This window comes from Bradyrhizobium sediminis (assembly GCF_018736085.1).
In the GTDB taxonomy this organism is placed as follows: domain Bacteria; phylum Pseudomonadota; class Alphaproteobacteria; order Rhizobiales; family Xanthobacteraceae; genus Bradyrhizobium; species Bradyrhizobium sediminis.
This window is the reverse complement of the sequence record NZ_CP076134.1, coordinates 1,289,158-1,316,139: the sequence shown is the minus strand read 5'-3', so window position 1 is coordinate 1,316,139 and position 26,982 is coordinate 1,289,158. Positions and strand designations below refer to the sequence as shown.

Genomic DNA, 26,982 nt, shown 5'->3' with positions numbered 1-26,982 from the left:
TCAGCCTGCCGGATCAATAGTCGTCGAGATCGGAAATCGAGCTGCGAATCGAGATTGATTCCAGTCCACGTGCCTCGCGTTCCACCATGAAGCAGTCGTGACAATTGGCTTCGCGTCCAGCCGCCCGAGTGCCTGCAAAGCATCACTGAGATCATCCATGGCCTCTTCGTCGAATAGATCTGCACCTGCGACAAAACGGACTAAGTCTTGATCTCCACGAAAAAGATCGACAAGAAACGGTATGGTTTTATGACGTAGCGTGTGAGCTACGGCTGAAAGTTGGCCGCCAGCATCGGCGACATAATTCTCTCGATCCCGAAGCTCTTCCAATTTGTTGGACATATAATCAGCATGCCCAATTTGATTTTCATCCCCGTTCAACGCGACGAGCCTGCGATTCATGGTCTTGAACATAGCGCGCACGTTCGTACCGCCATACTCTTCAGGGATAAGGAGTGGATCGGGCGGAACTAGCACAAACTCGAATCTGCGGCGCAATGCCAAGTCGACCGTAGAAAGAGATTTGTCGGCGGTATTCATGGTGCCAATTACGGACAATGTTTTCGGCACAGACAACGGCTTTCCTGAGTAAGTCAAAGTAACTCTACGCTCCTCGGCAGCTCCCTGACGCTTGTCGAACTCCAAAAGCGTAATCAGTTCGCCGAACACCCGACTGAGATCCGCCCGGTTAATCTCATCAATGACAAGGACAACTTCTGTGGGTTCAATAATATCGCCTTCGGTCTGAAGGGCCTCATATACAGCCGCGTGCCGACTAGAGTTTGGAAAGAAGGTAGTAGGCACGCCGGTCAGTCGCGAGACTTCCTGTCGGCGAGCATTCTGTGTTCCGGGCAGCCTTAGGTCAGACACCGGCAGATTATGATCCGCGAATCTCTTCAGCGTCCAGAAATCAACAAATGCCTGTGCTGGCTCATCGCCCTCGCCTGCCACTGCATCGCCGCGCCTGTTCGCCACTGTCGTTAGAACAAGGCCACCCGCTTCCACATGCGTCACGCGATATCGCCCGCCCGGCCCAAGGAGCTGCCCAACACTGAAGCGATTCGCGCTCACTGCTGCACTCGCAGTACGACAGGCCTGAAGGAATGGACCTGGGACAATCGAGTAGACCACGTTGCCCGTCGGCGTCTCTTCTGGGCGAAACCCCTCAACGAAATCTTCATAAGAATAGCTAGGGTGGAAGGTCACCCAGACGATACGTCCCTCCTCGACCAGCTGTTCATGAACGCGTTGGACGTCGGAAGCAGCCGTACCCGGTCGCAGCAATTCGACTGCGGCGCGAGCCGCGCTCCAGGTTTTGCCAGTGCCGGGCGATCCGGCGAACACCTTCATAACTGCCATGGAGCCCCCGAATGTAAGACTACCGCAATAGTGGCGATTCGACAGGCAGAGTCACCCCAGTAAGGGACAGATCTGGCGGAGAAGATATTTTGCTCAGAGATTCCGTCTGTTACCAATGCGCGTGTAAGGTGGAGCAAGAAATGAATCGCGATCCAAAGCGTAGAGCGACACTACCGGATCCACTCACTTCGCAGCAGCGAAGCTACAACATGTCGCGTATTCAGGGGCGCGATACTGGGCCGGAATTGATATTAAGGAAGGCGCTTCACGCGCGTGGCCTCCGCTATCGTCTGCACGTGAAAACTCTGCGAGGTACCCCGGATATCGTATTCCCCGCGCACCGAGCTATTATTTTCGTCCACGGCTGCTTCTGGCACGGCCACGATTGTCCCAAGGGGGTGATGCCAAAGACGAACGCCGTTTTTTGGAACGCAAAAATTCTGCGAAATCGCGATCGCGACATCGCTGCCGAAATTGAGCTGGAGCGCGATGGTTGGAGAATCCTCAAGGTTTGGGAATGCGCATTGCGAGGTCGAGCCAGATTGAACCTAAACGAGCTAACGGACCGCGTCTCTGATTGGCTAACAACTACGTCGCCCAAACAGGATATTACCGGAGCTTGGAACGTGTAACGCTTCAGCAAGCTTCAGTATTAGCCGTCACATTGAGCGTGCATCGCGGTGGGGATAACCGGCGGCAGGTGGAGGGCTGCCGGTTATCATCAAACCATGGAAGACGATCAGAAGCGACAGGACGCGACAAGTCGCGACCGTTCGCCCAACGAGCTCTATTCCCTGTCGATCGATGAGGTCGCGGACATGTACGAGGAGGCGGGCTTTCCCCGCACCCCGCGCGCTATCCAGCGCTATTGCGCCCTCGATAAACTCGACTGCCATAAGGCGGAGACGCCAACCGGCGAGAGATATCTTGTCGCGCCCTACTCTGTTGAGCGGCACATAAAATACATTAAAGAAGTGTCGCGACCGGGCGCGACTAGTCGCGACAATTCGCGACCGGACGCGACCATTCGGCCGTTGGGAAATAAGGTCCAGGAAGAGCCGCGACAAGCGACGACAAGTCCCGACCAGACGCGACAAGTCGCGACTGTTCGTGAAGAAGATTCGCGATATGTCGCAGCTCTGGAACGCGAGAACGATTTCTTGCGCGGCGAGATTTCGGTAAAGAACACCCAGATACACGAGCTTACGGAGCGATCAAAGGAAACGAACACTCTGATCCACCGCCTTCAATCAATGCTCGCACCGTTGCTGATTGCTCCGGAGAACCGAAATGGGGGAGAGATACAGTAGCAGGCCGCTCTCCACACGGTAGCAAAGGACCCGCGCCAACATTCGGGATATAATTTAGCTGCCGATTTATGGCAGCAAGCGAAACGAAAACGACGAGCCAGGCAGCGCCTACCCCAGTCGAAAAGCTGTACATGGAGAACACGCTCTTGCGTGTTTCCGGTGCATTGTTTTGTCACGATCCGAAGCGCGCTTCGACACGAACACGAGAGATTGCGCTCAATTCGAACGTTAAAGATAGAGCCGTTTATATTCGCCCCGATCCAGCGCTTGGCCAGCCCGGACCACTTGCGCACAAAATCTTTGTGGCGCTGATAAAAAAGCACTCAAATTACGGCCGGCCGATCCAGAGTGATATCTCTTTCACGAAACGCGAACTCGTCCGCCTAATCGGACGCAAGCAGTGGGGTGGTCGCGACAGCGAGGAATTGACGCGAGCACTTCACGAAATTCAATACGCCTTTGTCCGTACCGCTTTTAAAACGAGTGGAGGTCATTTCGCCGAGCACACATTCAATATCTTTCCGGAAGTGTATCTCGAACGAAGGGAGTCCGAGCATGATCCTGTTGAGCGATGCACGGTAACGCTGGCTCGCCCGATAATTTCGTCACTGAACGATGAGCATTTTACGTGTCTGAATCATACGCTCATGGCTGAACTCGGTACGATTGGTCAAGCGCTCTACATGCGCCTCTTCTTCCACTTCGCAAACTTGTACACGGACAATCCGCGCAAACGACCGACATTCAGAAAGCGCTACGAGGACATCTGCACCGAATGGCTCGGCGGCATCACCGTGCACACCCAGCCATCTGTCATTGAGCGAGATCAGTTAGGGTCGCATCTTCGCAAATTGCGCGAAGTGGGCTTTCTGGCTTCCTACAGCATTGCAGCCGCCGCAGACGGCAAGGGCCTTATCCTGACCTTCCGTCCGGGTATTGCGTTTATTCATGATTACGATCGCTTTTATCGTGGTCGACATCAGCCAGAAATGCAGTTCGAATTCCAAAGCGACAAACAGGAAACAGCCGAGCCGCTCAAGGTTGCGTACATGTTTCTAGAAAAGAGGACCGGCCAGCCGACCTCCGCCATACCTTATGTTCCGTCTAAGGACGTGGAGACGGCCAAATTTCTACTGACTGAGGTCTCATTCGATGAGATGCCCCAATTCCTCTCCTACGCGCTTTCGGAGGCCAAGAAGACAAGTTTTGACGTGAAGACGCTTGGAGGCCTTAAGCAGTATCTAACCAGCTATATCAACCGCCAGGAACGCCGACGGAGCGATGCTAAGACCGCCGAGCGGGCTGCCGCCGAGAAGCGCGCCGAAGATGACCGCATCGAGTACAGCACGTACCGGCGAAGAGCCGCAGACGCGTTGTTTGCGTCCCTGCCGCTCAACGAACAGCAGGCAATATTGGCTCTCGTTCAGAGTGAACTGGGGGAGAAGGGAAGTGGTCCGATGAAATCCTATCTGGCTGACATGGCGCGGGCTCGCATCACGGCCGAACGGTATCCTGACAAGATCGATGACTTAGCCACCTGGGATGCTAGCCGCCGAGGCGGCAGCGATAGGCCGAATGTGGTATAATAGGGAAATGAGCAAAAAGGCCGATAAAATACTCAATCAGATAAACGAAAGGGTAGCCTCATGGTCTGAGGATGACCTTGAGATGCTCGATAATGCGGCCCGACAGATTGATGAGTGGCGCTCGGGAGAATACCACGCGAGCGAGGAGGAATTGCGCGTATTGGACACTGCGCTAGCGGAAATTGATAGGGGACAGTTCGCGTCAGAGAAGGCCGTCGAGGCCGCATTCGCCAAATTCAGGAGTCATGAGGGTTAGGTACTCCGAGCAGGCCCTCGCCGACATTGACGCAATCGCAGGCTATTACGGCAGAGTAGCCTCTCCAGAAATCGCTGGCGTCGTCGAAGCCCGCTTACGCCTCGCCATTCGACGGATTTCACTCGCTCCAGATATCGCACCGAAGCTAGTTGATCGTGACTTCTGGGCCGCAGCGGTGCCCGGGCTGCCGTACCGAATTTTCTACCGATCGCACGGGATGGAGCTGCAGGTGATCCACATTCGCCACACGTCGCGTCGACCGTTTTGAAAAATGGCTCAGCAGAGCCACAAAATAAGGCGTCGCCAAAATATGGCTCAACAGAGCCATATATAAGCGTCGGACAATATCTGTTTTCCGACACACAAATTGAAATCCGTCAACGAGCCACCTCTCATAAGACTGGTTGAATAACGGGCTGCGTCCGGTGTGGATATCGTTGCTCAGACCCGGGGGGTCTGACCCAAGACATTGGGGGGTTTGACCCAACGTCCTGGGGGGTTTGACCCAACGATTTTCGATGTACATCGGCAAAATACGTTGCAAGCAAAAGCTATTGTGAAATCATCGCTCCGCTCTAATAGAATCTAATATATTCAATACACAGGGTGTGTTCTCTTTGAATAAGGAAAGGCGCGATCGTTGAGGTACAAACAGGGGTACATCTATGTTTGTACCCTCGCGTCCTTACTCCGCACCCGCAAATCCTTGCAGGTGCTCACTCTTTCCCCCCGCATTTGTCGGGCTTTCCGCCCGACCCCGTGCCCCCACTCAGCCTGCAAACACGGCGCTGTAGCGTGCGTTTGCCAAAGCTAGGCTGAGCTGGGGGCTCTCCGCGAATTTTGCCCGTGGACGGGCAAAATCGCCGACCTCCGCGCGATAGAGCACGCGGAGGCTGCGCTCCGCAGCCGTGAGGCTTTGCGGTGCTCGGCTGGGCGCACGGGGTCGGGCGGCTTCGCCGCCGACCGCACACCCGCTGGGGCGGGTGCCCTTGGGCGCTGGGGCGCCCTACGGTGTGCGGTCTGCCGACAAATGCGGGGGGTAAAGCTCGGCCGATCCCAACCTGAAGGCACAATTTCTCACGCGGATCGCTGGCGCTCCTCGGTACTCACATCGGCGATGTGCTAACCATGGCTATCCACACCCTACCAACTTCGACGCAGCCGTATACTTCATAGAGCGGCGGTCCCGCTCACGGCTCGGGACAGCCCCTGCGTACCGCGCCGGCAACGCTCCTCCACAAGCACGCCCGGCGGGCCTCTCCCCTTCTCCATTTGGCCCATGGTGGGCCTACTCCACAACACGAGCTCTTGGGATCTCAGGCCGACACATCGCATCCGCGGGTGTTTCGCACGAGGGGCTGTCCCGGATTTATGGAGCGCCAACCCCCAATCATCGCCAGATCGTCGACCGGCGGCGGCATTGCTCTCTCGCCCGAAGAGCGCGAGCGGCATGTATACATTGTCGGGAAGTCCGGCTCGGGCAAAAGCACTGCGCTGTTTAACCTAGCAATGCACGACATCTGTTCGGGCGAAGGTGTCGCCGTGCTCGACCCCCACGGCGACCTGGCTCAAGCAATATTGGATGCTTTGCCCCCGAGCCGGACAAACGATGTCTGTTACCTAAATGTGGCTGACACCGACTTTCCGGTTGGATTTAATCCGCTCGCGGGCGTACCGCCAGAGCGGCACGCGCTCGCCGCCGCCGGCATCGTTTCAACATTCAAACACTTGTGGAGCGACAGCTGGGGACCGCGGCTCGAATATTTTCTATTTCAGGGCATTTCCGCATTGCTCGCCGGCCCCCGGCCGGTGCTGACCGACCTATCGCGCGTATTTGTTGACCAGGAGTTTCGCGACCGACTCGTCCGGAAAGTCACGGACCCCATCGTCGCCCGGTTCTGGCAGCAGGAATTTCCAAGCTACGATCAACGGCTTTTAGCCGAGGCAACAGCGCCGATTTTGAACAAGGTTGGACAGTTTACCGCCTCCCCTCCCGTGCGAAATATCCTGGGGCAATACGCTCCGAAATTTGACCTCGCCTACGCGATGGACCATCACCGAATACTCATTGCCAACCTGGCCAAAGGACAAATTGGTGAGCAGGCTGCCAACCTTCTCGGGTCACTCTTCATCTCTCATTTGCAGCTAACCGCTATGGCCCGCTCCCAGATACCCGAGCAAGAGCGTGTTCCCTTTTACTGCCACATCGATGAGGTCCAATCGTTCGCGACCGATGCGCTCGCCTCCCTCCTCTCAGAGTCTCGCAAATTCAAAACCAGATTCTGCCTCGTCGGCCAATACACCGAGCAGCTCTCCCCCACGGTGCGTGCGTCAGTGCTTGGCAACGTTGGCACGCTCATGGCGTTCCGCGTCTCTGCGGCGGACGCCGAGGTGCTGGCACCCGAATTTCATCCACTGCCGGCACCAGAACTCGTTGACCAACCACCATTCCGGGCTTGGCTGCGTCGCTTGGAAGACAACAACCGGGTCGCGTTTATCGAGCCGCGGCTATTTCTTCCGCTCAACCGAAAAGAGCTAACGGTCGCTCAAAGCCGCAGAAATTTCGGCCGCTCTCTCAGAGCCCACAATCAACGTCGGCCGAAGTGACCGGCGCATTCCTTCCATCTATGAGATGATTGGGATCTTTTGCATGTGGACCCAATGCCTCCAATAAATTTGCAATCTTGAGCAATATTGACGCCACCACCGTGGGTGGTACCATTATCAGGAGGCTCTTGGTTTAACTATTCAGCAGCAAACTTTGAAAGCTCCTCTGGGCGGGCTCCCGTTCTTTAGCAGGCGCCACGCGAATTCCCCTATTGCAGACCGTATGGAGGCCTAAGCTGACGCTCTCTGGACAGAATTTTGAAAAAGATGTTCGACGAATAGCCCGGCTACTCTGGTCCGAGGCTCAATTCGGCGGCGCTCAAATCGTTGATGACCGCGAGCGCGACGGCGTGTTCGAAACACGTGATGCTGTTCACGTAGTTGAGTGCACGATTTCGCGTTCGCGTGACAAAGCTGTCGAGGATGCGAAGAAAACCGCTGAGCTAGTCCAAAAGTACCGAAAAACGAGCCGGAAGCACGTCAACGGATGGCTCGTTACGAGAGACGAACCGACGGCAGACCAGCGAACGGCGATCCAGAGGTTTGAACACAGCGTAAGAATCCTTGGCTTTGAACAATTTCGTAGTCAGCTGTTTAATGGCGCCGAATACTTGAGATGCCGTGTGCCATATCGGTTTGGAAGTGTGGCCGATCCGATCACCAAGGCCGCCATTACGGACGCAAAGATCATTCCAATTGATCTCTTCAACGAAGCCGCGCAAACCGCAATCAATCAGGACTCCTACATCCAGGGCCTCATCACTGGGAGTGTCACGCGAACTGTCCTTCTGGGTGAGTATGGCTCCGGAAAGAGCATGACGCTCCGTAATTTTTTCTTCAGATGCAACGACGCATACCTTCGTAACACCTCACATGTCGTGCCCGTTTATTTGAATCTCAGAGATCATACGGGTCAGTCCGAGCCAGTTGAAGCGCTTGAGCGCCACGCCAGAATTATTGGCTATCCCGGTAGCTCGAGCGACCTTGTCAGGGCATGGCGTGGTGGGTTGGTCAACTTGCTGCTAGACGGTTTCGACGAAATGGCCACGACGGGTTGGGGAGGATCTTTACAAAAAGTTCAAGCTCATCGTTTCAGTGGAATGACTTTAGTTAGGCGATTTGTGTCCGAATCACCTTCAAACACCTCAATCATAGTTGCCGGTCGCCACAACTTCTTCGATAGCACGAAGGAAATGGCAAAATCGCTGGGGGTGGAGCGTGGCTTCCAGATTCTGTACACCCAAGATTTCTCGGAGGCCCAAGCAAGAGAGTTTCTGAGCTTATTGGGAATTGCGAGCCCCCTCCCAGACTGGATGCCACGTCGCCCGCTATTGCTAGCCTATTTGGCGGGAAGAGGATTTTTGCAAGCGTCTGCCGCTAAACAGTCGGTCGATCTCGGGCCTGCAGAAGGTTGGGATCATCTACTGGCTATGATCTGCGAGCGAGAAGCACAGCAAGATAGTCGGCTTGACCCGACGACTGTTAGATTGATCATCGAGAGACTTGCGACGATTGCACGCTCAACGGAGGATGGAAGAGGCCGAATCGATATCCTAACAATACAAAATACCTTTCGGGATGTAGCAGGTTTTCCTCCTGATGACGCCGCACAGCAATTTATTCTGAGACTTCCCGCGCTAGGTCCCTCCTCGCTTGAAGACAGCTCTCGGGAATTTGTGGATCCGCAAATTGCGGATGCTGCTCGCGCGGGCGATGTCATTCGTTATGTGGAGCATCCCTACGCTTCTGCGGCAAACGCCTTCGAGTCAGTCGTCTGTCCGTTAGGCGAAATCGCAATCAATATTGTCTCTAACAAGATATCCGCTCAAACCATCAAGCCAGCAATCTTTCTGAACGCGCTCAACGTCGCCTGTAACCCAGACATAAATTCTCAGCTCGCGATGGATCTGGCAAATATCCTAACCCGCTCTCCTGAGGTCGCACTGGTAGATAAGGCCATTATTAGAGCCGCGGTTTGTGACTATCTCTTGATCGACGATTTCTCCCGCAAGTTCTCAAATTTGATTTTTCAGGATTGTCTATTTAATACTTGCGAGATTTCGCGAGATGTGCACCCAGACAACCTTCCTCAGTTCGAGAAATGTGTCTTCGGCACACTCGACGGCTTCTTTGGGGGGAGTGATCTTCCCATGAATTTCAGAGACTGTGATGTTTCATCATTCGTTCTTGGAGGAAATACAGCTGCTCAGATACTTCACTTGGATATTCCAGAAGGCTTGAAGATACTCCTAACCGTGCTGAGAAAGCTCTTTCTTCAGCCGGGCTCTGGACGACAAGAAGCAGCGTTCTACCGCGGCGCACTTGATTCACGAGCGGAGCGCATCGTTCCTGAGGTCCTCAACCTAATTGCGAGGTTTTCTATTGCCGAGAAATCAAGATACCGGGGCTTAGATTTGTGGAGGCCAAATAGAACCGAAACATTTCGAGTCCGTCAAATACTGGCAGCCCCAATGACCTCTCCCGACCCATTGGTCAAGGCGGCCAGGGAACTTTGAATCTTCTAGTACCACGCTCAGGAAGTCCTAGGCCGCGAGATTGAGTAACTCGCCTTTTCCATTCACCCACTCAAGGTCAAGCGGATTGGATGACCGCAAATGGTCATTGTCCGCGAACAAGAAAAATGCAGATCCATTTCCGCCCGCAACGTCGCGCTGGAGTTCGAGCATGTGTTCAAGGCGGGTCTGCGAGCTCGTCACCCAGACAACGCGCAGCTGCTTTACGCCAAACTGCTTCATGTGGCGGTCCGCCCGCCACCCTTCGTAGTAGGTTCGGAATTTGTATTCGATATTCTTTCGCCATGCCGCCGTCCCATACGTGTCCGTGCGGCGGAGAGGAATGGTACCCCGATCGATCTCCAGCAGAAAATACGACGCGGTTTCGTCAGGAAATGACAAGCCAAATAGGCCGTCTGGTACCACCGAGAATATCTCCTTTCGGCCGCGTTCGAGACGCTCAACTACCCAGCGCAGTGGCTCGCGTGCGCGTCGCGTAGGTTCGGGGGCTTGTGCAATAATTGCTGATGCGTCCAACAACTCAATACCGGGCTTTTCCCGGCACCCGATTTCCATTGCGGTCATAAATGACGCTCTTTCGAGCGTGTGTTCAATGAACACCGCGCCAGCTCGCTTGTTTTTTTCGGTCCAGTCCACGTCGCTACTTGTCTTATGGCCGCGCTCGCGAAGCGCTTGAGCGCCACGCTTACCGAGCGCGTGCACCGTGGGCTTGGGGCCATCGAGCACTATTGACGCAATTTGTGCGCCGGGACGGTCGAGATAGCCGTGGTCATAAAGGGCTCGCAGAGCTCGGCTAACGTTTTGCTGGCTTCCGCCATCCAAGGCCTGCAGTTGTTCGGTCGTTAGGAATCGGTGCTTGGCGACGTGACGAATGAGATTCAAGTCGCGCTCGGTCAATCGCATGTTGCGTGGACTGTCTGTCCGTCGGAATCGATTGACCCTTTGCTTTTTGCCGAAGAGCGTTTCCATCACGCAATTCTACCCCGGGATTGTCTCCAGCTGTGGGGAGCATTGCTGCCTTGCTTCGCTATCAAGGGAACCGCTGCGCGGCGGGTCACCCGCCCTTGACAGCTTCCGCTCCGGCAGCAGCTTGCCTCCCATGCTTACGACGGACGAGATTGAGACAGAATGTCAGTCTGGAGCTTCTGCGTGGCTTCGCTCCGCTCTTCCCTCCCCTCCTCGGCTGCCCCACTATCCTTTCTCGGCCGACCCCGTTTTGCTGTCGAAACGTTGAATAAGGTAGCGAGCTCGGCATCGATAGCCTCGCGCTGCTCGATGAGCTTTTTCACTCGCGCAATCTTCTCTTCAATCATCTTTCGTTCCTTTCTTGGACTTAGGTTTGGTGACTTTCTTGATGGGCACTCTAAATTCTGCGGCCGATGCCGGCTCAGGTGGAGGGAGCCGGCACAGCTGTGCCTCTTCAATGAGCTCACTCTGACGTTGTTCGATCGCCCGCTCGGCATTCCGCATTGGCAGGCCGACCTCGCTTCGGGGCACGAGCAATGACAGATCGGCAGCATATTGCTGGTCGGTCACGGGCGGACTGCGGCGCTCAGGCATAAGCACCACAGCGGCGTCGACCCGGTTTCCTCTGATGGTCCGCACCACGGCAACGCCGGTGGGCAGTGTGCACAGTGTACGCGCCGCCATGTACGTCACGTTCGGCAGACTATGCACCGAGGTAGGTCGGACCTCTAGGATCGGAGCCAGCGTTTCTGACCAGCCCCGCGATAGCGTGGTGCCGTTCGCCTGGGCTTCACCCTTCATTTGACCTATCGATTTTTGTACCGACCTTGCGTGGCTGCGGCTGCGGTCCTTGTGAGTGCCCCAGGCCTGCGAGCTTCCGTAGCTTTCGGTATCTGCTTCGCCCTCTGCCTGCTGTTCGCTTGTTCCAAATGAGATGCCGGTCGTTTCTGATGTGCCGACGGTGTCAGCCGTGCTGCGTGAGCGGCCACGCTGTACGGCTTGGCCGCGAGACCGAGCTTCGCTCTCGCCTACCGCTTCTGAAACGCTCGTCGACCAACTCTGCTGCGTGGACCGGCCAGTGCTCGTTGCATCCGACTCGCTCCAGTTCTCCGCGGCTGCTGTTCCCTGCGAAGTGCTCTCGTTATATCCGGCCTGCACGTTGCGGCTCTTGGCATCTCCCGGCCAGCCCACGGCTCTCCGGTACTGCTGCTCCCCGGATCTCCAAATATCCACATCGACCTCGAAGCCTTGCGCGAAATTGGAACCGCGCGAGGCGCTCGTTTGGTTGCTGCGACCACCGCCTCGCGTATGGCTGTGGCTGTGCGTGTCGCTCGTCACCTCACCCGATGACTCGCCCTCCGACCTAGAACGGCTGTAATTGCTGCCGACGGTCTCCGACCTGCTATCTGTTTCACTGTGCGATTCTCCCTTCATTTCGGCTTGGCTGGAGCTTTTCCCCTGACTGTATTGTGCACCGTAGTTTCGCCCGAGACTGTTCGTGGCCGAGCGAGTGTGCGAACGTGCCTGGTTGGTGCCGTAGGTGTAGCTGTCGCCGGTCGCCTCACCTATCGTATCCGTTGTCCCCGTGCCTTCGGTTTGGGTCGTCGCCGCCTGGCGGGTATGAGTAAGTGCGCTACCTTGAGACGCGCTTTGCAGCCGGCGTACTTCGTATCCCACGACGGCCGGCGCCCTCAGCACTTCGACGGGCATTTCGAGGTTGAGTTCCATCACTTCCGGCGCGAGCGCCGTGGCTTCTTCCATCGAGTTCAATCGGAACACCATGCGCGTTGCGGGTATCTTTTCGATCGCTTCGCGGACCGGGTCGCCGGGCTTGCCCAACATGGCAAACGTTTGAAAGCCCAGGATCAATCCGACGCGGTATTTCCTGAGCTCTGCGAGTGCCCTTTCGCAGTCCTGGCTGACGTAGCGGGCGCACTCGTCCGCAATGACCAGTGCCGGCGTGGCAGTCCGCCTTCGTTTTGCGGCAAAGAGCACGGCGCGCAAGACGAGCTTGCCCAAGAGGTCGCCGGCCGCTTCGCTCGCGGCGTCGTGCCCGCCGGTGTTGATAAACACCTTGGCACCAGCATCGAGGACATCGACCATATCGAGCATCTGACAGCCGACGATCGCTCGCATCGCTGGCGACGAAAGGAGCGGAGCCAACCGGTTTTCTGTGCCAATGGTCTCGACTTCGAACTCCTTCATGAGCCGCGGCTCATTGGCTAGGCGCTCTAGCCGCATCAGCGCCTTTGCGGCATACCGGTCCCGCACCTTGTCGAGCGCCCAGGCTCGCAGCCCGTGTGGGTCGACCGGATCCAGCAGCAGATCGGCTTCGGCAAGGGAGAGCTTCAATTCCGAGAGCACGGCAAGCAGCCCATGCAGCGCGCGTCGCAGCGTGGGTTTCTCAAGCAGCGTTTCGTCGCCCTGCATGCGCTCAAACGCTTCGATCATGTGATCGGCCATAACGCTCGGTACTGGTGTGCCGGCGAGAAGCCGTAGCCCGGTACACCATTCGCTGTTCGCATCGATGATGCAGACCCGCTGGCGCTTATACAGTCCAGTATCGACTGCCCGCCGGATCGTCGTTCGATGTAGTGAATCCTCATGGGTACCGTGCGGATCGATTTGGATTAGTGCACCGTCGGTTTCCATGTGCTGCCATCCGATGTGGCGCATGGCGTTGCTCTTGCCGCCACCAATGCCGCCGACAATTCCGACGTGGCCAGAGAGCGCACGGACATCGAGCCCAAAGGGCATCTGAGCGCCGTCCCGGCCGAGCACGAGCCGAGGCTCGTTTACCGTGGACCGCGGGCTGGGCCGGAGCTGCGGAAACCGCGTCCAAAGTCGTTCTTGCGCTTGAGCGATGCGGCTGGCCGGACTCTTCATATTGGTATGTTCCTCAGCTCCGTCGAGAGAGGGGCAACCGCCGCTCGAATAGCCGGTTGATCGATATCATCGACCGCGCGTCCAAATTCAGCGAGCCAGACGTCCACGCGCTGAATATTTAGCTGGCACATACGAGCACGCTCTGACGAAGCCCCGCGGAGCACCTGGCCCGCTCCCTTCCCGTGGTGGGCCACGAGGATGCTCTCCGCACTCCCCTCTCGGATTGAACCTTCAAGGGAGGTCAAGACAGCTATGAGCTCGACATACTGCTCATCATAGGCATTTTGCAGGTAGCGTATTTCGCAAGCTGACTTTCGCGCTCGCCATAGCGCCTCTCGGCATCGCTTCTTTTGTCGGTGGACCTCGTTCTTGAGGCCTCTCAAGTAGCGTTGCCGGCGTTCATACGCGTTCATGGGAGCCTCTCGCGTTGGTCTCTATCGTGTAGGCATCCAGTGCCCGCAGCAGCTCTTCGAGCGTTCGGGTTTCTGCCCCATCTGCCTTTTTCTCTTCGATCAGCGCGCGAAGGTTGCCTTGGAGTTCGCCCGCCAAGTCCTTCCGTTCCTTCCCTCCTCCCACAATCTCCGAGCGGGCCTGCGCCATCAGGAATGCATCGATCCATCTCGAATCGCGGTCGTGCGCAGCCACCAGCACTTCCTGCTGCAAGCGCAAGTTATTGGTTTGCTGCGACTGCATCGAGTGCCAGCCCGTACGCGCCGCATTAACGACCGCTATTGCATGCCGCAGCGTGTCTCGCGGACCCGTGAGCTCGGCATGCTCCCGTCGAAGAGCGGCTGCAAAGCGATCCGCGTCATCCGCCGCGCTCTGCAGGGCGGCGATTTCTGCAAGGAGTTCATCCGCTTCAGGATCGGCAGGCGCAGGCTTGGACCGCTCGTCCCAATAGAGCATCACCAGAACGACGATGACGGCAACGACGAATGCGAAAGCGATCTGGCCACCCGTCATGACCGTCCTGCCGGAATTGTGCGCAGCTGCCGCACGATCTCTTCGAGCTCAGTGGTTTCGGCGCCGTCGGCGCGCCGATTTTCAATCTCTTCCACCAAAGCGCTTACGGACGATGCGAGCGGGTTGCCGTCTATCAGGCGTGGAGCGCCGCGAAGCATTTCAATGGTCTTTGAGAGTGCGTCGCGTGCCAGGAGCGCGTCGACGGTTTGTTCATCGCGAATTTTGAGCAGGCTTGCGCCCTTCGCCTCCGTTTTGAGCGGCCTGATTTCCTCAAGGAATTTCTTGTGCTGCTCCAGCGCGATAATCTCGTTTTCTTCGCGCAGCCTTTTAATCTTGAGTTTTCGGTCGCGTTCTTCCCAAGACCGCCGGTTTCTCAGATTTTGGTTGTCGATAAGGAGGCCGCAGATGAGGAAGGCGGCAACCAACACCACACCAATCAAGAGCGCGAACGAAACGCCGTCCATCTGTTACTCCTCGCTAAGATTCTCGAATTTCCTGCAGTCCCAAAAATTCTCCTGTGCCTCTTTGGAGTTAGCCGCATCCCCCCTCGTCTAAGTCCATTTTATTCCGTATTTTCAATGGCTTACTGGACATTTTCTTCGCAGAGTCGTGTCGCTCTGTCAACGGCGAGCGGTTGCGGTCCTGCGCTGGTGGGGTACGATTCAATTAGAGCCCCGCGCTGCTACCGCCGCCTGATTTCCGGGCGCCGGTCGCAACACGGAGCAACCAGATGCTTGACATCACGAGCCGCTTGCATGCGGCTACGCCTCTCTTCCCCGCCCCCGAATTCGTCAGATTGTCACTGTCGCAGACTGCCGACGGCAGAGTCTTCGCCTCGATCACGGCAACATCGGTTGATCCTGAAGAGCCCGAACTTGTCGACATCGAAGTGGTCGACAGCGCTATCTCATCGTTCGACGAATTGATTGCGCTCATCCGCGCGCATGTGCGGATTGGCGAACCGACGACCAGCACTTCGCACAAGCTTAGCTGAGGTCGCCATGGCCCTCTTTCGGAACTTCTATCGCTGCCCCTGCGGGACGCGATGGCAAGACGTGTGGTCGGCTACCTGTGACGATCGTTGTCCGACCTGCGGGACTTCCTGCTCGCCGCATGACTCTGAAGACGTCGACGACAACGAAGATGGAGGAGCCCCACCATGAGCACCGCAGAAGCGAGTGATCAGTCGCGGCGCATTCGTGTCCTCAATGACTTCTTCCGATCCACCTTCCTTGGTGGTCGGGTTGTCATGACCGCGGGCGTCGCAGCGCTGCCGATTGATCTGCAGGCAAGAGCAGTCCTAGCGGTTCAACAGTTTTCCGAGTTTGATCGGGAAAACGACCCGCATGGTCAGCACGATTTCGGCAGCATCGAAGTCGGCGATGAAACGATCTTTTGGAAGATCGACTACTACGATGAGACTATGGAGGCGGGCTCGGAAGACCCCGCCGATCCAACCAAAACTACGCGCGTGCTGACGCTCATGTTTTCGTCGGAGTATTGAAACCCAGAAGGAGATCGCAATGGCTAATCAACAGCCGACGTATCAGGCCTACACGGTATCCAAGCGCGAAGGCCAGGACGACTTCTGGCTGTGCATCGGTGCCGCGTTCGAGCATCAAGACAGGAAGGGCCTGAACGTTGTCCTTCAGGCGTTGCCGATCGACGGCAAGATTGTTCTTCGGCCGCCGCGGGACGGCCAAGAAGACCCGCCTCCGCAGCAACGGCGCGACAACAGCCGCGGCCGGCGCGATCGATAGTTGCTTCGGCTCCGCTTTGACGGGGCCTTTTTCTTTGGGCGATATAATAGGGTCAGAAGTTCACCGGTTAGCCCCGCTCCTCCCGCCTAGGCCAGCAACGGATCATGCGCAGGCGAGCGCTATTCCTTTGTTGGGGGACCGTCCGAGATCGCCCCTGTACGTCGTTCAAGTCGACGCAGTGCTCCACCAGCGGGCGGGGCTAAACTCATCAAGGAGCTTGCAATGGGCAACTGCGCTCTAATGGAGCAGGTTCTACACGACTTGCTTCCAGACCTCATGGCGCTCCACGCAGCAACCAAGAACGAGCGACTTAAACTCCGTATCGAAATGTACGTTGAGCGAATACTGAGGGCATTAGCGGATGAGTGACTATCCTCGCACCCAGGTACTCTGGGCACTCGAAGTCGAGTTACGCCATGACGGCCATTACTTCTCGACCAACGGCGGCGACTGGCAAGGTCCCTACGTTGACCTACGAGAGATGGTAGAAAGGGACCTAGGCCGCGAGCTGTACGTCCACCTTGAAACGTTTTGCGGCGTGTTCCTTCGAGGCAAACCACCCACCCAGCAATGAGGTGGGATTTTCTTTTAATGTCGGCGGCGACGTCCAAGGTTCATGGTTCGACTGAGACGGATTGCCTCGTCAAGTAGGCTTTCGCCATGCACTGAAAGGAGCGCGTCGGCGGCTTTGGAAACGTCTGCCGCCGTGAACTGGCTTACGTGCAATCCTTGGCTCTTCATTTCATTCTTAACTCTCTGTTTCGCGAGATACCTCCTCAAAGTCATAATTTCCGGCGTGACCGGAGACTGTAACCTTTGACCGGGCTCTTTGGACAACTCTGTCTTGCTAGACCAATAGGACGGCTGCTTTATCGTCTGCAATGCCTTAGCTTTCCTCTCGGCTTGTTCCGCTAACCATTTGCCGCGATCCCGCTCAATCTGACGCGAGAAACTCCAAAGGAAGATACCCACCGCTAGAAAGGCGACCACGCGTAGCGCCACCGCCAGCTCCCCGAACCATTGAACCGGGTTCACACCGAGGAGCTCAAGCAAGAGCACTATCGGGAAGACAACCAATGGGAAGACAACGCAAAGCACCGCAAAGGCGGCAACAGGTCCCTCTAGCCAGGTGTACAGAACCTTCTTCATAAAATGAGATCTCAAAACGCCGGCAGCTCAATTGTTGCGGTGTTCCTAGCATTCGTCCTTTCAGAGATGGCCGTATGCCTTCAGCACCAAGTGCACTCTCAATAAAGCCGAAGGGTGCAACTCGTTCTCCATGTCCGCTAACTGGCTCCAAACTTCTCTCATTGGCAGAAATTTATACTCAGTGAAGTGATCCGAATCTTGGATGAATTCATTGAGATGATCCTGGAGTTGCCGAGTCGAAAGGGACAGCTTTACGAAACCCAGTATGCAAGTGTTTAAGTGTACCTGAAGTCCTATACCGAGAAGCCCCCAATCACACACGGATGCTTTGCTTAGTTGTAATTCCTCTCCAAGACAGGTGTTTAGCGCCTCTTGAACGGGCAATTCCGCTTCACGAATGGCGTTTCCCCATCGAAATCCACGTTCGACAGAACAAGACCATACAGAAAAATTTGGCACACTCGGCGCTTTCCGCAACAGCAACAAGTCTTCGTCCTGAGTTATTATCGCCATCTCCAAGTACAAGGTACTGGGTGTGTACAGATCCACAACCTGAACATGAGGCATCAGACAGTGGTGCCATTCGCGTCGAGCTAGTTCTAAGAGTGCCGACTCGACGCTTGGCAAGACAATTCGACGATTAAGTTCGCGCTCTAGCCAAAACGAACTGCAAAACACCGAGAGCGCGACCTGGCGGTGGATCGGCGTTGGTAGGCTAATCATTTCGACGCCAACCTTTTCATCGGAAAACTTAATCCCCGAGGTCGTGTTGGGCATATTGGCACGTCGGATCAAATACTCGATAACGTCCGGACGGAAGCGCGAGCGCAGGCTGTCGATGTACGCGAGGAGATCCGAAAGTGTGGGCTTCTCTGGAAGTCCCGTGCCCTCAAATGAGGCCCTGTGCAGGGCTACCGTTTGAAAACTACGAAAGGGGCGTGGCTCGTAGAGGAGCACGGTTTCTCCCTGGTACGAGAATGGCCCGCGCGCTATCCGCTCTTCAAAAAATAGAGTTCGGAGTTTCGGGTAGTTCCAAATGTTCGAATCGTGGCCGGAAGTCTCCTCACGAACCTCCGCGGAGTCATGGGGAGGCCACGTGGTTTTATCGCCCACTGTAAGCGCGCGGACGTGGATACCAAACGTACTTGCTAACCTACCTATGCTCGTTTGGTTTGGAATTTCCTTTCCGTTTTCCCAACGAGAGACCTGGCCGTCACTGACCCCTGTTGCTTCAGCGAGTTTCGCCTGAGTTAGATTATTTGCTGTTCTGTAGTAGCGGATCCTCGCTCCGATAGTCCCCCCCGCGCCGGCCATTTGTTTCTTCCCTTGCGGGTTTTCTGCGGTTCTTTGACAGAAGAATCCCGCAGCTCGACGACATGTAACGGACCAAGCTCATATGAGACAGAGAACCCCAGGGGAATCATCCCCTGGGGCCCACCGAGTCGGCTTTACCAGAGCCACTCGATCGGCCGCAACTCTCACCGGAGTCGCGCGCATGCCTAATACTGCCATAGAACCCAAATTTCGCAATAGTTGCAATAATTTAGAGCCACAATCTTCCCGGCGTCAAGATACCGAGCCGCAGCTTGGGACTGGGCTGGCTACCCCACGACAGCGCCAATGCAGTGGCGAATGCCTTGTGCTGTGCTGCGGCTCGTCCGAATTCAAGTTCTCAAGCTGTGCTTGTGGGTAGGTGTGCCATGCCCCAGGCAACTCAAAATGCAACCCAAAGCGATCTAACCCCACAGCAAACGTCCCTTATCCACGGCTTGCGTGAATTCGTTAGTTCAGATCAGTTTCGCATCTACCCTCTGTCAGTGCGAATGAGTTTTCAAACCATAATCGTCTGGATGCCAGCTCGGGAGGCATGTACGCCTTTGAAAAGAATCAGCGCCACCTTCGCTAGCAGGTTGCGCGATAAGGCGGCTCGTGAGCGCGGTTGGAGGTTTGGAAATTTCACTCTCGTATTGATACAGGCGTTCGTCGCCTGGTCTTTCGAACAAGGCATTTTACGAAAGAATTCCGTCCGCAACGTAACAAAATTGCCTCCCCCTAGGTTTGCTTCCTCTCATGAGCGCCGTCGGTTACCCGACGTACGCTAAGCTTTCTCGGTTGAAACGGAGCAAAAATCTGGTGACCTATGACTCTGGACACCATAGAATCGCTTGGGTCAGTGGCTGAGGATGTTCCTCTTCGGCTCGAAGTTGCCGCACGGCTTGCCTTTCCTGACGGTTCACTGACGGCCAATAGTCTTCGGCGTGAGATCAGACGGGGGCGGCTGACTTCCGAGCGTATCGCGGGACGACTGTTTGTCACACTCGGTGAGATACGGAGGATGCGCGAGCGATGTCGCGTAGAAGCAAAGGCGCCCGACTCCATCTCAGGCCGGCGCGATACAAGAATGGCCGGCTCACCCATCAGGCAACATGGGTCATCCGAGATGGCATTGGTTACTACGCCACTGGATGCTCTGAGCGCGAAGTTGCAAAGGCTGAGCGGGCGCTCAAGGATTACATCGCTCAGAAATACGCGCCGCAACGGAAGGAGCGCGAGCTAGAGCGAATTCCGATCGCGGACGTACTTTCGATCTTTATCGACGACCGCCCTGACTTGTACATCGATAATCCCGATGCCAAGAAGTACATCGCCCGCATGGGCCGCCTCAAAGATTTTTGGGGCAAGCTTACGCTTTCGGAGATCACGAAGGCCAAGTGCAACGAATACGTTAAGGAACGCGGAAATACCGGTGGTGCTCGACGCGACCTAGAGGATCTTCGTGCAGCTGTCGAACACCACGCGGACGAAGGCTTTCACCGCGGCGTCGTCAAGGTAAAGCTGCCTAGGAAGGGACCGCCACGTGATCGATGGCTGACACGAGCCGAAGCGGCGTCCCTTATTTGGTCCTGCTGGCGAGCTCGCGAAATTCAGACGGTACATCGCGGACCGCTGAAGGGTCAGAAAATCGAGACGGACAAGCGACCACTTCGGCATTTGGCCAGATTCATCTTGATTGGTCTCTACACCGGCACCCGAGCCGCGGCTATTGCGTCAGCATCCCCTACCCCTGCCATTGGCCGCTCATTTGTTGACCTGGAGCGCGGCGTCTACTACCGCCGCGCACACGGCAAGCAAGAAACGAATAAGCGCCAAACCCCCGTCCGCGTCCCTTCTCGTTTGCTGGCGCACCTCCGACGGTGGCACCGCTGCGGCATCATCCAGCGATACTTTGTTGAGTTCAATGGGCAGCCGGTCAAGTCCGTTAAAACCGCTTTCAAGCGAGCCGTCACACTGGCCGAACTAGGAAAGGGCGTATCTCCCCACACCCTGCGTCATACGGCAGCAACTTGGCTGATGCAGAATGCGGCCGATCCTTGGGAGTCGGCCGGCTTCCTTGGGATGTCGGTGAAGATGCTGATCGAGGTCTATGGCCACCATCACCCGGACCATATGAAAGATGCCGTAGCCAAGATTGCGGCCAAGCCTACCGCCTCAGTTATGCCTCAGAAACGAGTGACAGAAATGAGCACGAACGTCGTCAAGATGCCTGGAAAATAAGGACATTCACGCTGCAAGAAGGCTCTTTCCGGCGCTCATAACGGTCTGGTTGCAGGTTCGAGTCCTGCCGGGCCCACCAGCCTTCGCTCGCTTCGCGAGCTACGGCTCGGCAAGCCAGCAAAGGTCTATCCAACGCGAAGCGAGTGAAGGCTGCCGCGCCGAAGCCCAAAGGGCGAAGGCGGGCTGCTCGACCCGCGAGCCTGCGGCTCGGCGAGCCACACTTCCCAACCGCACGGCCGACGCGGTTCTCGCTCCCAACCAAAATATCGAAAACAACCCCATGCAAAGTAACAAGGGGGTCGCCGGCATGGATGCCTGGTCGGCAAAAACATTTTGACACGTCGGGCAAATCACCGGCACACTTCCACTATCGCGCAATTTTTAGAACCGCCCCTGGCCCTGCCAAACGGCTGTTCGGCGCGATTGCAAGCCAAAAATCCCGACAATTGAAGTTGCACCGGCTCGCCGCAGCGAACGATTGCCTGCGCGTTGCCGCAACCCGCGCGCTTGCCATGCGCGCGCCCGAGGAGAAATCGACGTGAACGCAATTTCCGATCCCGACAAGGCAACGGCATTGGCCGCAACCGGTCAAACCAGGGCTGCTGCAGGCGCTGTGCGTAGCGGGCGGGCGAGCACCGAAGGGCGATGCCCGCCCCTGCGGGTAAAACTCTCGTCACACGGATTCGCGATCGACCATCCGGATCCGGAGCTTGGCGAACAGCTGATGGCTGATGCATTGGGGGTCGCCGATCGCGATGCGATGCATGGCATGCTCCGGCAACTGGTGAAGGCCAGCGTGAAGGGCGGGAGACCAGACGAGGTCAACCTCGCCTTCATGATTGCGATGGTGAAGAGCATCAAGCCCAGGGATTCCGTCGAGGCCATGCTGGTGGCGCAGATGGTATCCGTTCACGTGATGGCGATGCGATGCGCCCATCACCTCGCCAACGCGGAAGACATCGCTCAACAAGACAGCGCCGGGCGCGCACTGGCCCGGCTGGCCCGCACGTTTCCGGCCCAGATCGACGCGCTCAACCGCTATCGCGACAATGGCGAGCCTGCCATCACCGTGCAGAACGTGTCGGTCGCGGACGGCGGCAACGCCATCGTCGGCAACGTCACGCAGCATGCGAACGTGATCGTGTCGGACGGGCACGCCGAGCGGCGGGCCCAGGCTTGAGCAATCACGCCCGCAATACCGGCCCGATGCGGGCGAGCCCGCGGTGCGGCGCAAAAACCCACGCCGGCGGATCGTGCCGCTCGCCGGCGGTGCGCGGCAAGCGGCGCTGCCGCATGCACGGCGGTGCGCCGGGATCCGGCGCTCAAAAAGGAAACCGGAACGCGCGCCGGCACGGCCTGTTCACCGGGGAGGCGATTGCCGAGCGCAAGCAGATTCGGGCCTTGCTGGGCGAAGCGCGGAAGTTGCTGCAGGAGATGAAGTGATCTGAGTAGGTTTGAACACCACCACCTTCGGCAGCGTTGCGGGTTTCGCTAAACGGAAGCGAGAAAGCTGCTTATTCGTGATAAGTTTAGTCGAATCGGTGGAATTATGGGAGCGGAGTATGAAGTGGCTCTTGTCCGTTGTATTCGCGGCTGCGGGCATGTGGGTGCCCGCAAGTGCCGCTCCGCTCCCGCCAGATGTTACGAAGGTCGTCTCGTTTATCTTCCACGCCGACGACACTGGGAATGTAGCGAGAGACGATTCAAAAAAGCCAATACCTATGGGGACCGGTTTTTTTATCGGAATCAAGCTGGAAGACCCTACGAAGTCGGGCATCTATTTTGTTACTGCCAAGCATGTCCTGAAGGACGAACAAGGTCGATATCGCAAAAGAGTCTATGTCCGGGTGAATTCAAAAGAGGGAGACCCAAATCTCGCACCCCTAGATGTTTTACCGGGAGCTTCGAATGTCTACACTCACAGTGATGCTACGGTAGACCTTGCCGTTGTTCCGGTCGCGTTGGACGAACGCATTTTGGACTTCAGATTCATCGGCGAGGAACTGCTAACCACCAAACAGTCGCTCAAAGAGCTTAAGATAGGCGAAGGGTCCGACGTTTTCTTTGTTGGATTGTTCACTAGCTTTTACGGGCAGCGCAAGAACTTCCCAATCGCTCGCTTTGGGCGAGTAGCCATGATTTCGGACGAAAAGATTCCATGGCGAGATGGACCGAGCCAACCAATCCAAGAGGCAGACTTGTACCTTCTTGAAACGCAATCCTACGGAGGTAATAGTGGTTCCCCCGTATTCTTCTATTTGGGGCCAGACCGCATTCCGGGCCAGCTTTTCACCGGCGCAGACATTAAGCTCGCCGGGGTTATGCGAGGCACATTCCTGAATGGATCACCAATTCAGTTTAGGCAGTCCCCGACAGCTGTGATTCCTTTCTCAACTCAGAACATCGGCATTGCCGCGGTTACACCCGCTCACCTTTTGCACGATATTCTGTACTCCGAACCGTTGGTAAAAATGCGGGCGGCCATCGGTGGAGATAAGAAGCCCCAAGAGCCCGCCTCAATCAAGCCTACCGAACCGGCACAATAGCGCGTTACGCCAACAAGGGACGGAACCGTATAGGAGTGGGCCGCGGGGAAGAGAAGACCTGCTCGCAAGTATCGGTCTTCGCCCGACGCCTTTCCTTCCGAGCTTACTCCACGAAGCGAAGCTTGGTTGATCCGTGATCTGCGGGACCGAGTTCGGCTTCCAATAGGGTCTTCATCGTCCAATGGATACCGGTGTGAATCTGGACGACGTGCGTCCACTTCAACTCCAGACCGTCGGTATGTTTGACGCCCTTCTTGTTGACCAGATCTAAGCGGTCGAGTTCGTGCAGCGCGACCGGCAGGAACCGAAACCGCTCTTGGTCTTCCGGGCTCCAGGAACCGCTCTTTTGCTCCAAGGTCTTCTTCGCCGCCCTGATCAGTTGACCTAGAGGTCTCCCCTCTGCAGGTGTACCCAACACCGAAAGCACGCGCCGTAGGATGGACTCCGCTACCCTGGACCAGCGGACGATCATCGCGTCGATAGGCTCTCTATTCCGTTCATGTTGTCGCATGCGACGGGCCCGGAGGAACAAGGACTCGGCCTCGACCAGACTATCCTTTTCCTCGCGTCCGATCGTGTCCCAAACTGCAGGAGAAAACACCTCGCGCAGGATCGACGAGAAGTCTTCCTGCGGCGCCGTGTCGATCAGCGGAAGCCATGACAAGACGCCGCCGACGTCGCGGCGCAATTGCGGAATGTTGGCCGACTCCCTTTTGAGGATACCAAGAACTGCGTAGACGCTCGACCGGTGATCGGCCGGCAACCCTGTTATCAGCCGAGCAAGTACGACGAGGTCCGGTAGCGGTTCGCGGCGATGAAGCGTGCAAAACAACAGCCATCCGCCGATTAACATGTCGCACAGAGCGTGGTCCCCCCGCTCGGCAGCATTGGCGATTACTTCGGGAAACGTTATCGCGCTAGGATCGTGATCGCCGGTCCATAAGGATTGACAGGGATGCGGCCCGTCCATCTCGTTCCGATCGCCTCCGATGCCGAACAGTCTGAACAACTCGAAGGCCTCTGGAGCCTTTTCCTCAAGCGTTCGCCTCATCTTCCGCCCGGGCTCAAAAATTGTCCCCCGCATGGGCAACGGTCCGGTCGGAAAGACCGAATGACCGGCCTGACTCGTCAGTTCGAGCGTCGCCTCGAGCAAAGGTTCGAGGACGTCAGCCTGATCGGAATACTTGGCCGACGAGAATGCGGGACCTGGATCGTAGACCAGTCTAAAGCGATTGCTTCCGTCGGGCTCTTGCGCGTCGAGCCAGGCCATCAAGTCTGCCGTCCTCGGTCGGCCATCGTCCAAGCGTCTGGGCAGTCTTTCGAGGACCCGTGGAATCTCCTCGATCATCTCGACGTCGAAATTCTCGCTATCGCCGGCCAGTTCTCCGAGGATCTCCAAGACGAGAATGACGTCGAGGTTATCCATGCCGAATAGTTTGTCCGGCCCTGGCAGCAGCGAAGTCAGGGCTTCGACCCCTTCGCGACCCGACAGCACCTCCACGTCGCCAGACCAGATCGCGATCAGCCTTTTGACCCTGTCCGCATCATCGCATTGGAGGGTCTCGGCGAGGCGACGAACGAGACCGACCACTGCCCAACCATCGTGGGGAAAGGGACAGCCGTAACGCGAAAAGTCGTCGAAGCGTTTGAACCACAGAGACAAGCGAACAGCCATGCGCGAAAATGGATCGGCTTCGCCCAGCCTCTGCGCGACGTCTGATAACTCGGCGGCAGCGGACCCGAAGGTCGTATCGTTCAGTAGTCGTCTCGGATCGGTTTCCGGGAACGCGGAGAAGACCTTTCTCTTCTGGGCCTCCTGCCGGGACTCGATATCGTCGACGATGCCCACCATTAGCCGATTGAGCTCGCCACTCGCGTTTGCGACCTCGATCAAGCGAGCTATTTCGGGAGGCGGTGCGGGTCGCGGAAAGGATTCGATACGAGCCCGCGATGTGACAAGCAGTGCCAGCGAACAAATGTCCCGTGGTTTAATCCCTATTCTCGCGGCGGTCGCCTCAAGTCTATCGACCACGATCCGTTCGCGGTGGGGATCCTCTAGGGCGCCGGCCAGCGCGAGCAGTCCTTCCCGCCACGACGAAAAGGAAAGCGAAAGCGTCTCTATTGCCATACCCCCCCTCCTATCCTTGGATCACGGTAGTTGAGGCGGGCGTTCTGCACAATTCGCTTGTGTATCCAGATTGTCAGTGACCTGAACTAAATCCGAGGCAATCCAAGCCCAATAAATTCACAAAATTCTGGATGAATTTATCTTTGCCTCCAGCAACATAACGAAATCGAATCGTTCTTGTCGCCCCCCAAATCGAGGCGTTCATAGAGGGGAAACCGAGTCGTTCTTGAAAAGCGACCCCATGTGATATCAAGCAGTTAGCCGAATCGTTCTTTCGTAGTCCGCATACGCGCGAGCGAGTGAAGGCTCGCCACGCCGGAGCCCATGGGGCAAAGGTGGGCTACTCGGCCCGCGAGCTACGGCTCGGCAAACCACGCCAGGACGAAGCGTGTCCGGCGTAGCTTGAGCGCGGCGAAAGCGAAGACGGACTTCGCTGGCCCAAGAATGCCTACTTCCCGCTGAACCTCGCCGCGCGCTTATCCACGAACGCCCGTCGGCCCTCCAGCGCGTCCTCGCTGCGGCGAATCTCGGCCTGCGTCTCGATCTCACGACGGAACTGCGCGGCGTAAGTCGCATGCCCGCTTTCCTCGAGCAGCGCGCGGGTGGCGACCTGCGCCCGCAGTGATCAGAAGGAATTTCATCCAGCGATCGACGTTTTTCCATACGATTCGACAATGAAAGGTGCGGGCAGCTATTGAGTTCCATGGAACACTTCAGCACCAGCAGGTTGACCGCGGAGAAGCTACACGAAGGCCATCTTGCCGACCTGGTGGCGCTGCACCTCGACCCGGACGTCTCTCGCTACCTGGGTGGCGTGCGTTCACCGGAGGCGACGGAGACGTACCTAACCGTCAACATCGCACATTGGGAGCGGCATGGATTTGGGCTCTGGGTATTGAGGACGCATACGGGAGAGTTCGCCGGGCGAGCGGGGATCCGACATCTCGTCCTCGATGGCGTAAACGAGGTCGAGATTGCCTACACGTTCAAGCGCGCACTTTGGGGCCAGGGATTGGCGAGCGAAATCACGAAGGCACTGATGAACCTCGGTCTGGTGCAGCTCAAGTTGCCGTCCCTGGTCGGCGTGGTAGCTGTCGAGAATACGGCGTCCCGGCACGTTCTGGAAAGAGCAGAATTTATCCTCGAGAGGAGCGGGATATATCACGGCGACCAGGTTGTGATTTATCGCTCGCCAATCGCTGTACACGTTCCAGGACATCGGCGAAGGCCAGCAAACGCTTGACCCCCTGCCTGACGCTGCCTGACTTATCGTACACACGAAAGGATCAGAGCATTCTCTCGCCGGCGCTGGGTCACGAGCCGAAAAGCTCAACTTGAGCAGGTTACTTCCGCTTTTCGTCCGACAGCGAACACGAC

24 protein-coding genes are annotated in these 26,982 nt (G+C 56.9%); 15 read left to right on the top strand and 9 right to left on the bottom strand.

The window, feature by feature from the left end; translation table 11 throughout:
• On the bottom strand, positions 1-1,359 hold the full coding sequence (locus KMZ29_RS06305) for an McrB family protein (RefSeq protein WP_215622925.1): 1,359 nt from the start codon (positions 1,357-1,359) through the stop codon (positions 1-3).
• 140 nt (positions 1,360-1,499) lie between these two features.
• Between KMZ29_RS06305 and KMZ29_RS06300 the strand changes: the two genes are divergently transcribed.
• The 7 genes from KMZ29_RS06300 to KMZ29_RS06270 all read left to right on the top strand — a co-directional run bounded on the left by KMZ29_RS06300 (position 1,500) and on the right by KMZ29_RS06270 (position 9,634).
• Positions 1,500-1,991, top strand: coding sequence for a very short patch repair endonuclease (locus tag KMZ29_RS06300; protein WP_215622924.1), 492 nt, complete (start codon positions 1,500-1,502; stop codon positions 1,989-1,991).
• 96 nt (positions 1,992-2,087) lie between these two features.
• A complete protein-coding gene (locus tag KMZ29_RS06295; protein WP_215622923.1) occupies positions 2,088-2,669 on the top strand; it encodes a hypothetical protein in 582 nt (193 codons plus the stop codon).
• Positions 2,670-2,800: 131 nt separating this feature from the next.
• Complete coding sequence (locus KMZ29_RS06290; protein ID WP_215622922.1) at positions 2,801-4,255, top strand: replication initiator protein A; 1,455 nt, start codon at positions 2,801-2,803, stop codon at positions 4,253-4,255.
• Positions 4,256-4,262: 7 nt separating this feature from the next.
• Positions 4,263-4,511 carry a hypothetical protein gene (locus KMZ29_RS06285; protein ID WP_215622921.1) on the top strand — a complete coding sequence of 83 codons (249 nt, stop codon included), beginning with the start codon at positions 4,263-4,265 and terminating at the stop codon, positions 4,509-4,511.
• On the top strand, positions 4,501-4,779 hold the full coding sequence (locus tag KMZ29_RS26965) for a type II toxin-antitoxin system RelE/ParE family toxin (RefSeq protein ID WP_215622920.1): 279 nt from the start codon (positions 4,501-4,503) through the stop codon (positions 4,777-4,779). Before KMZ29_RS06285 ends, KMZ29_RS26965 begins: the two co-directional genes overlap by 11 nt.
• Before the next feature lie 1,103 nt (positions 4,780-5,882).
• Positions 5,883-7,118 (top strand): type IV secretory system conjugative DNA transfer family protein, encoded by a 1,236-nt coding sequence (locus KMZ29_RS06275; RefSeq protein WP_215622919.1) that lies wholly within the window; start codon positions 5,883-5,885, stop codon positions 7,116-7,118.
• Positions 7,119-7,330: 212 nt separating this feature from the next.
• Positions 7,331-9,634: an NACHT domain-containing protein gene (locus KMZ29_RS06270; protein ID WP_215622918.1), complete on the top strand. Its 2,304-nt coding sequence runs from the start codon at positions 7,331-7,333 to the stop codon at positions 9,632-9,634.
• Between the two features lie 27 nt (positions 9,635-9,661).
• Here the strand turns inward: KMZ29_RS06270 and KMZ29_RS06265 are convergent, their stop codons facing one another.
• The 5 genes from KMZ29_RS06265 to KMZ29_RS06245 all read right to left on the bottom strand — a co-directional run bounded on the left by KMZ29_RS06265 (position 9,662) and on the right by KMZ29_RS06245 (position 14,931).
• Positions 9,662-10,621 carry a replication-relaxation family protein gene (locus KMZ29_RS06265; RefSeq protein ID WP_215622917.1) on the bottom strand — a complete coding sequence of 320 codons (960 nt, stop codon included), beginning with the start codon at positions 10,619-10,621 and terminating at the stop codon, positions 9,662-9,664.
• 134 nt (positions 10,622-10,755) lie between these two features.
• The gene (locus tag KMZ29_RS06260; protein ID WP_215622916.1) at positions 10,756-10,965 is read right to left on the bottom strand and encodes a hypothetical protein; all 210 of its coding nucleotides are present in this window, start codon (positions 10,963-10,965) and stop codon (positions 10,756-10,758) included.
• On the bottom strand, positions 10,958-13,375 hold the full coding sequence (locus KMZ29_RS27070) for a helicase HerA domain-containing protein (protein ID WP_215622915.1): 2,418 nt from the start codon (positions 13,373-13,375) through the stop codon (positions 10,958-10,960). The genes KMZ29_RS06260 and KMZ29_RS27070 overlap by 8 nt, the downstream gene beginning before the upstream one ends.
• A gap of 528 nt (positions 13,376-13,903) precedes the next feature.
• Positions 13,904-14,467, bottom strand: coding sequence for a hypothetical protein (locus KMZ29_RS06250; RefSeq protein ID WP_215622914.1), 564 nt, complete (start codon positions 14,465-14,467; stop codon positions 13,904-13,906).
• Positions 14,464-14,931, bottom strand: coding sequence for a hypothetical protein (locus KMZ29_RS06245; protein ID WP_215622913.1), 468 nt, complete (start codon positions 14,929-14,931; stop codon positions 14,464-14,466). Before KMZ29_RS06245 ends, KMZ29_RS06250 begins: the two co-directional genes overlap by 4 nt.
• A gap of 266 nt (positions 14,932-15,197) precedes the next feature.
• Here KMZ29_RS06245 and KMZ29_RS06240 point away from each other — a divergent pair, with 266 nt between their 5' ends.
• The 3 genes from KMZ29_RS06240 to KMZ29_RS06230 all read left to right on the top strand — a co-directional run bounded on the left by KMZ29_RS06240 (position 15,198) and on the right by KMZ29_RS06230 (position 16,227).
• Positions 15,198-15,461: a hypothetical protein gene (locus tag KMZ29_RS06240; RefSeq protein ID WP_215622912.1), complete on the top strand. Its 264-nt coding sequence runs from the start codon at positions 15,198-15,200 to the stop codon at positions 15,459-15,461.
• Between the two features lie 165 nt (positions 15,462-15,626).
• Positions 15,627-15,971 carry a DUF3768 domain-containing protein gene (locus KMZ29_RS06235; RefSeq protein ID WP_215622911.1) on the top strand — a complete coding sequence of 115 codons (345 nt, stop codon included), beginning with the start codon at positions 15,627-15,629 and terminating at the stop codon, positions 15,969-15,971.
• A 19-nt stretch (positions 15,972-15,990) separates the two neighbouring features.
• Positions 15,991-16,227, top strand: coding sequence for a hypothetical protein (locus KMZ29_RS06230; RefSeq protein ID WP_215622910.1), 237 nt, complete (start codon positions 15,991-15,993; stop codon positions 16,225-16,227).
• Between the two features lie 588 nt (positions 16,228-16,815).
• On the opposite strand, the gene KMZ29_RS06225 is transcribed toward KMZ29_RS06230, so the two are convergent.
• Together KMZ29_RS06225 and KMZ29_RS06220 are read right to left on the bottom strand one after the other, a co-directional pair.
• A complete protein-coding gene (locus KMZ29_RS06225) occupies positions 16,816-17,376 on the bottom strand; it encodes a hypothetical protein (RefSeq protein ID WP_215622909.1) in 561 nt (186 codons plus the stop codon).
• 60 nt (positions 17,377-17,436) lie between these two features.
• On the bottom strand, positions 17,437-18,690 hold the full coding sequence (locus KMZ29_RS06220; protein ID WP_215622908.1) for a helix-turn-helix domain-containing protein: 1,254 nt from the start codon (positions 18,688-18,690) through the stop codon (positions 17,437-17,439).
• Positions 18,691-19,722: 1,032 nt separating this feature from the next.
• Here KMZ29_RS06220 and KMZ29_RS06215 point away from each other — a divergent pair.
• From KMZ29_RS06215 to KMZ29_RS06200, 4 genes are all read left to right on the top strand, one after another.
• Positions 19,723-20,931, top strand: coding sequence for a tyrosine-type recombinase/integrase (locus KMZ29_RS06215; RefSeq protein ID WP_215622907.1), 1,209 nt, complete (start codon positions 19,723-19,725; stop codon positions 20,929-20,931).
• Positions 20,932-21,409: 478 nt separating this feature from the next.
• Positions 21,410-22,111, top strand: a complete 702-nt coding sequence (locus KMZ29_RS06210; RefSeq protein WP_215622906.1) for a hypothetical protein — start codon at positions 21,410-21,412, stop codon at positions 22,109-22,111.
• Positions 22,108-22,374: an HGGxSTG domain-containing protein gene (locus KMZ29_RS06205; RefSeq protein ID WP_249779841.1), complete on the top strand. Its 267-nt coding sequence runs from the start codon at positions 22,108-22,110 to the stop codon at positions 22,372-22,374. Before KMZ29_RS06210 ends, KMZ29_RS06205 begins: the two co-directional genes overlap by 4 nt.
• A 119-nt stretch (positions 22,375-22,493) precedes the next feature.
• Positions 22,494-23,477, top strand: a complete 984-nt coding sequence (locus tag KMZ29_RS06200) for a S1 family peptidase (protein ID WP_215622905.1) — start codon at positions 22,494-22,496, stop codon at positions 23,475-23,477.
• A 103-nt stretch (positions 23,478-23,580) separates the two neighbouring features.
• Here KMZ29_RS06200 and KMZ29_RS06195 read toward each other — a convergent pair whose 3' ends face one another.
• The gene (locus KMZ29_RS06195) at positions 23,581-25,605 is read right to left on the bottom strand and encodes a hypothetical protein (protein ID WP_215622904.1); all 2,025 of its coding nucleotides are present in this window, start codon (positions 25,603-25,605) and stop codon (positions 23,581-23,583) included.
• 703 nt (positions 25,606-26,308) lie between these two features.
• Here KMZ29_RS06195 and KMZ29_RS06190 point away from each other — a divergent pair.
• On the top strand, positions 26,309-26,848 hold the full coding sequence (locus KMZ29_RS06190; RefSeq protein ID WP_215622903.1) for a GNAT family N-acetyltransferase: 540 nt from the start codon (positions 26,309-26,311) through the stop codon (positions 26,846-26,848).
• Positions 26,849-26,982 lie beyond the last annotated feature (134 nt).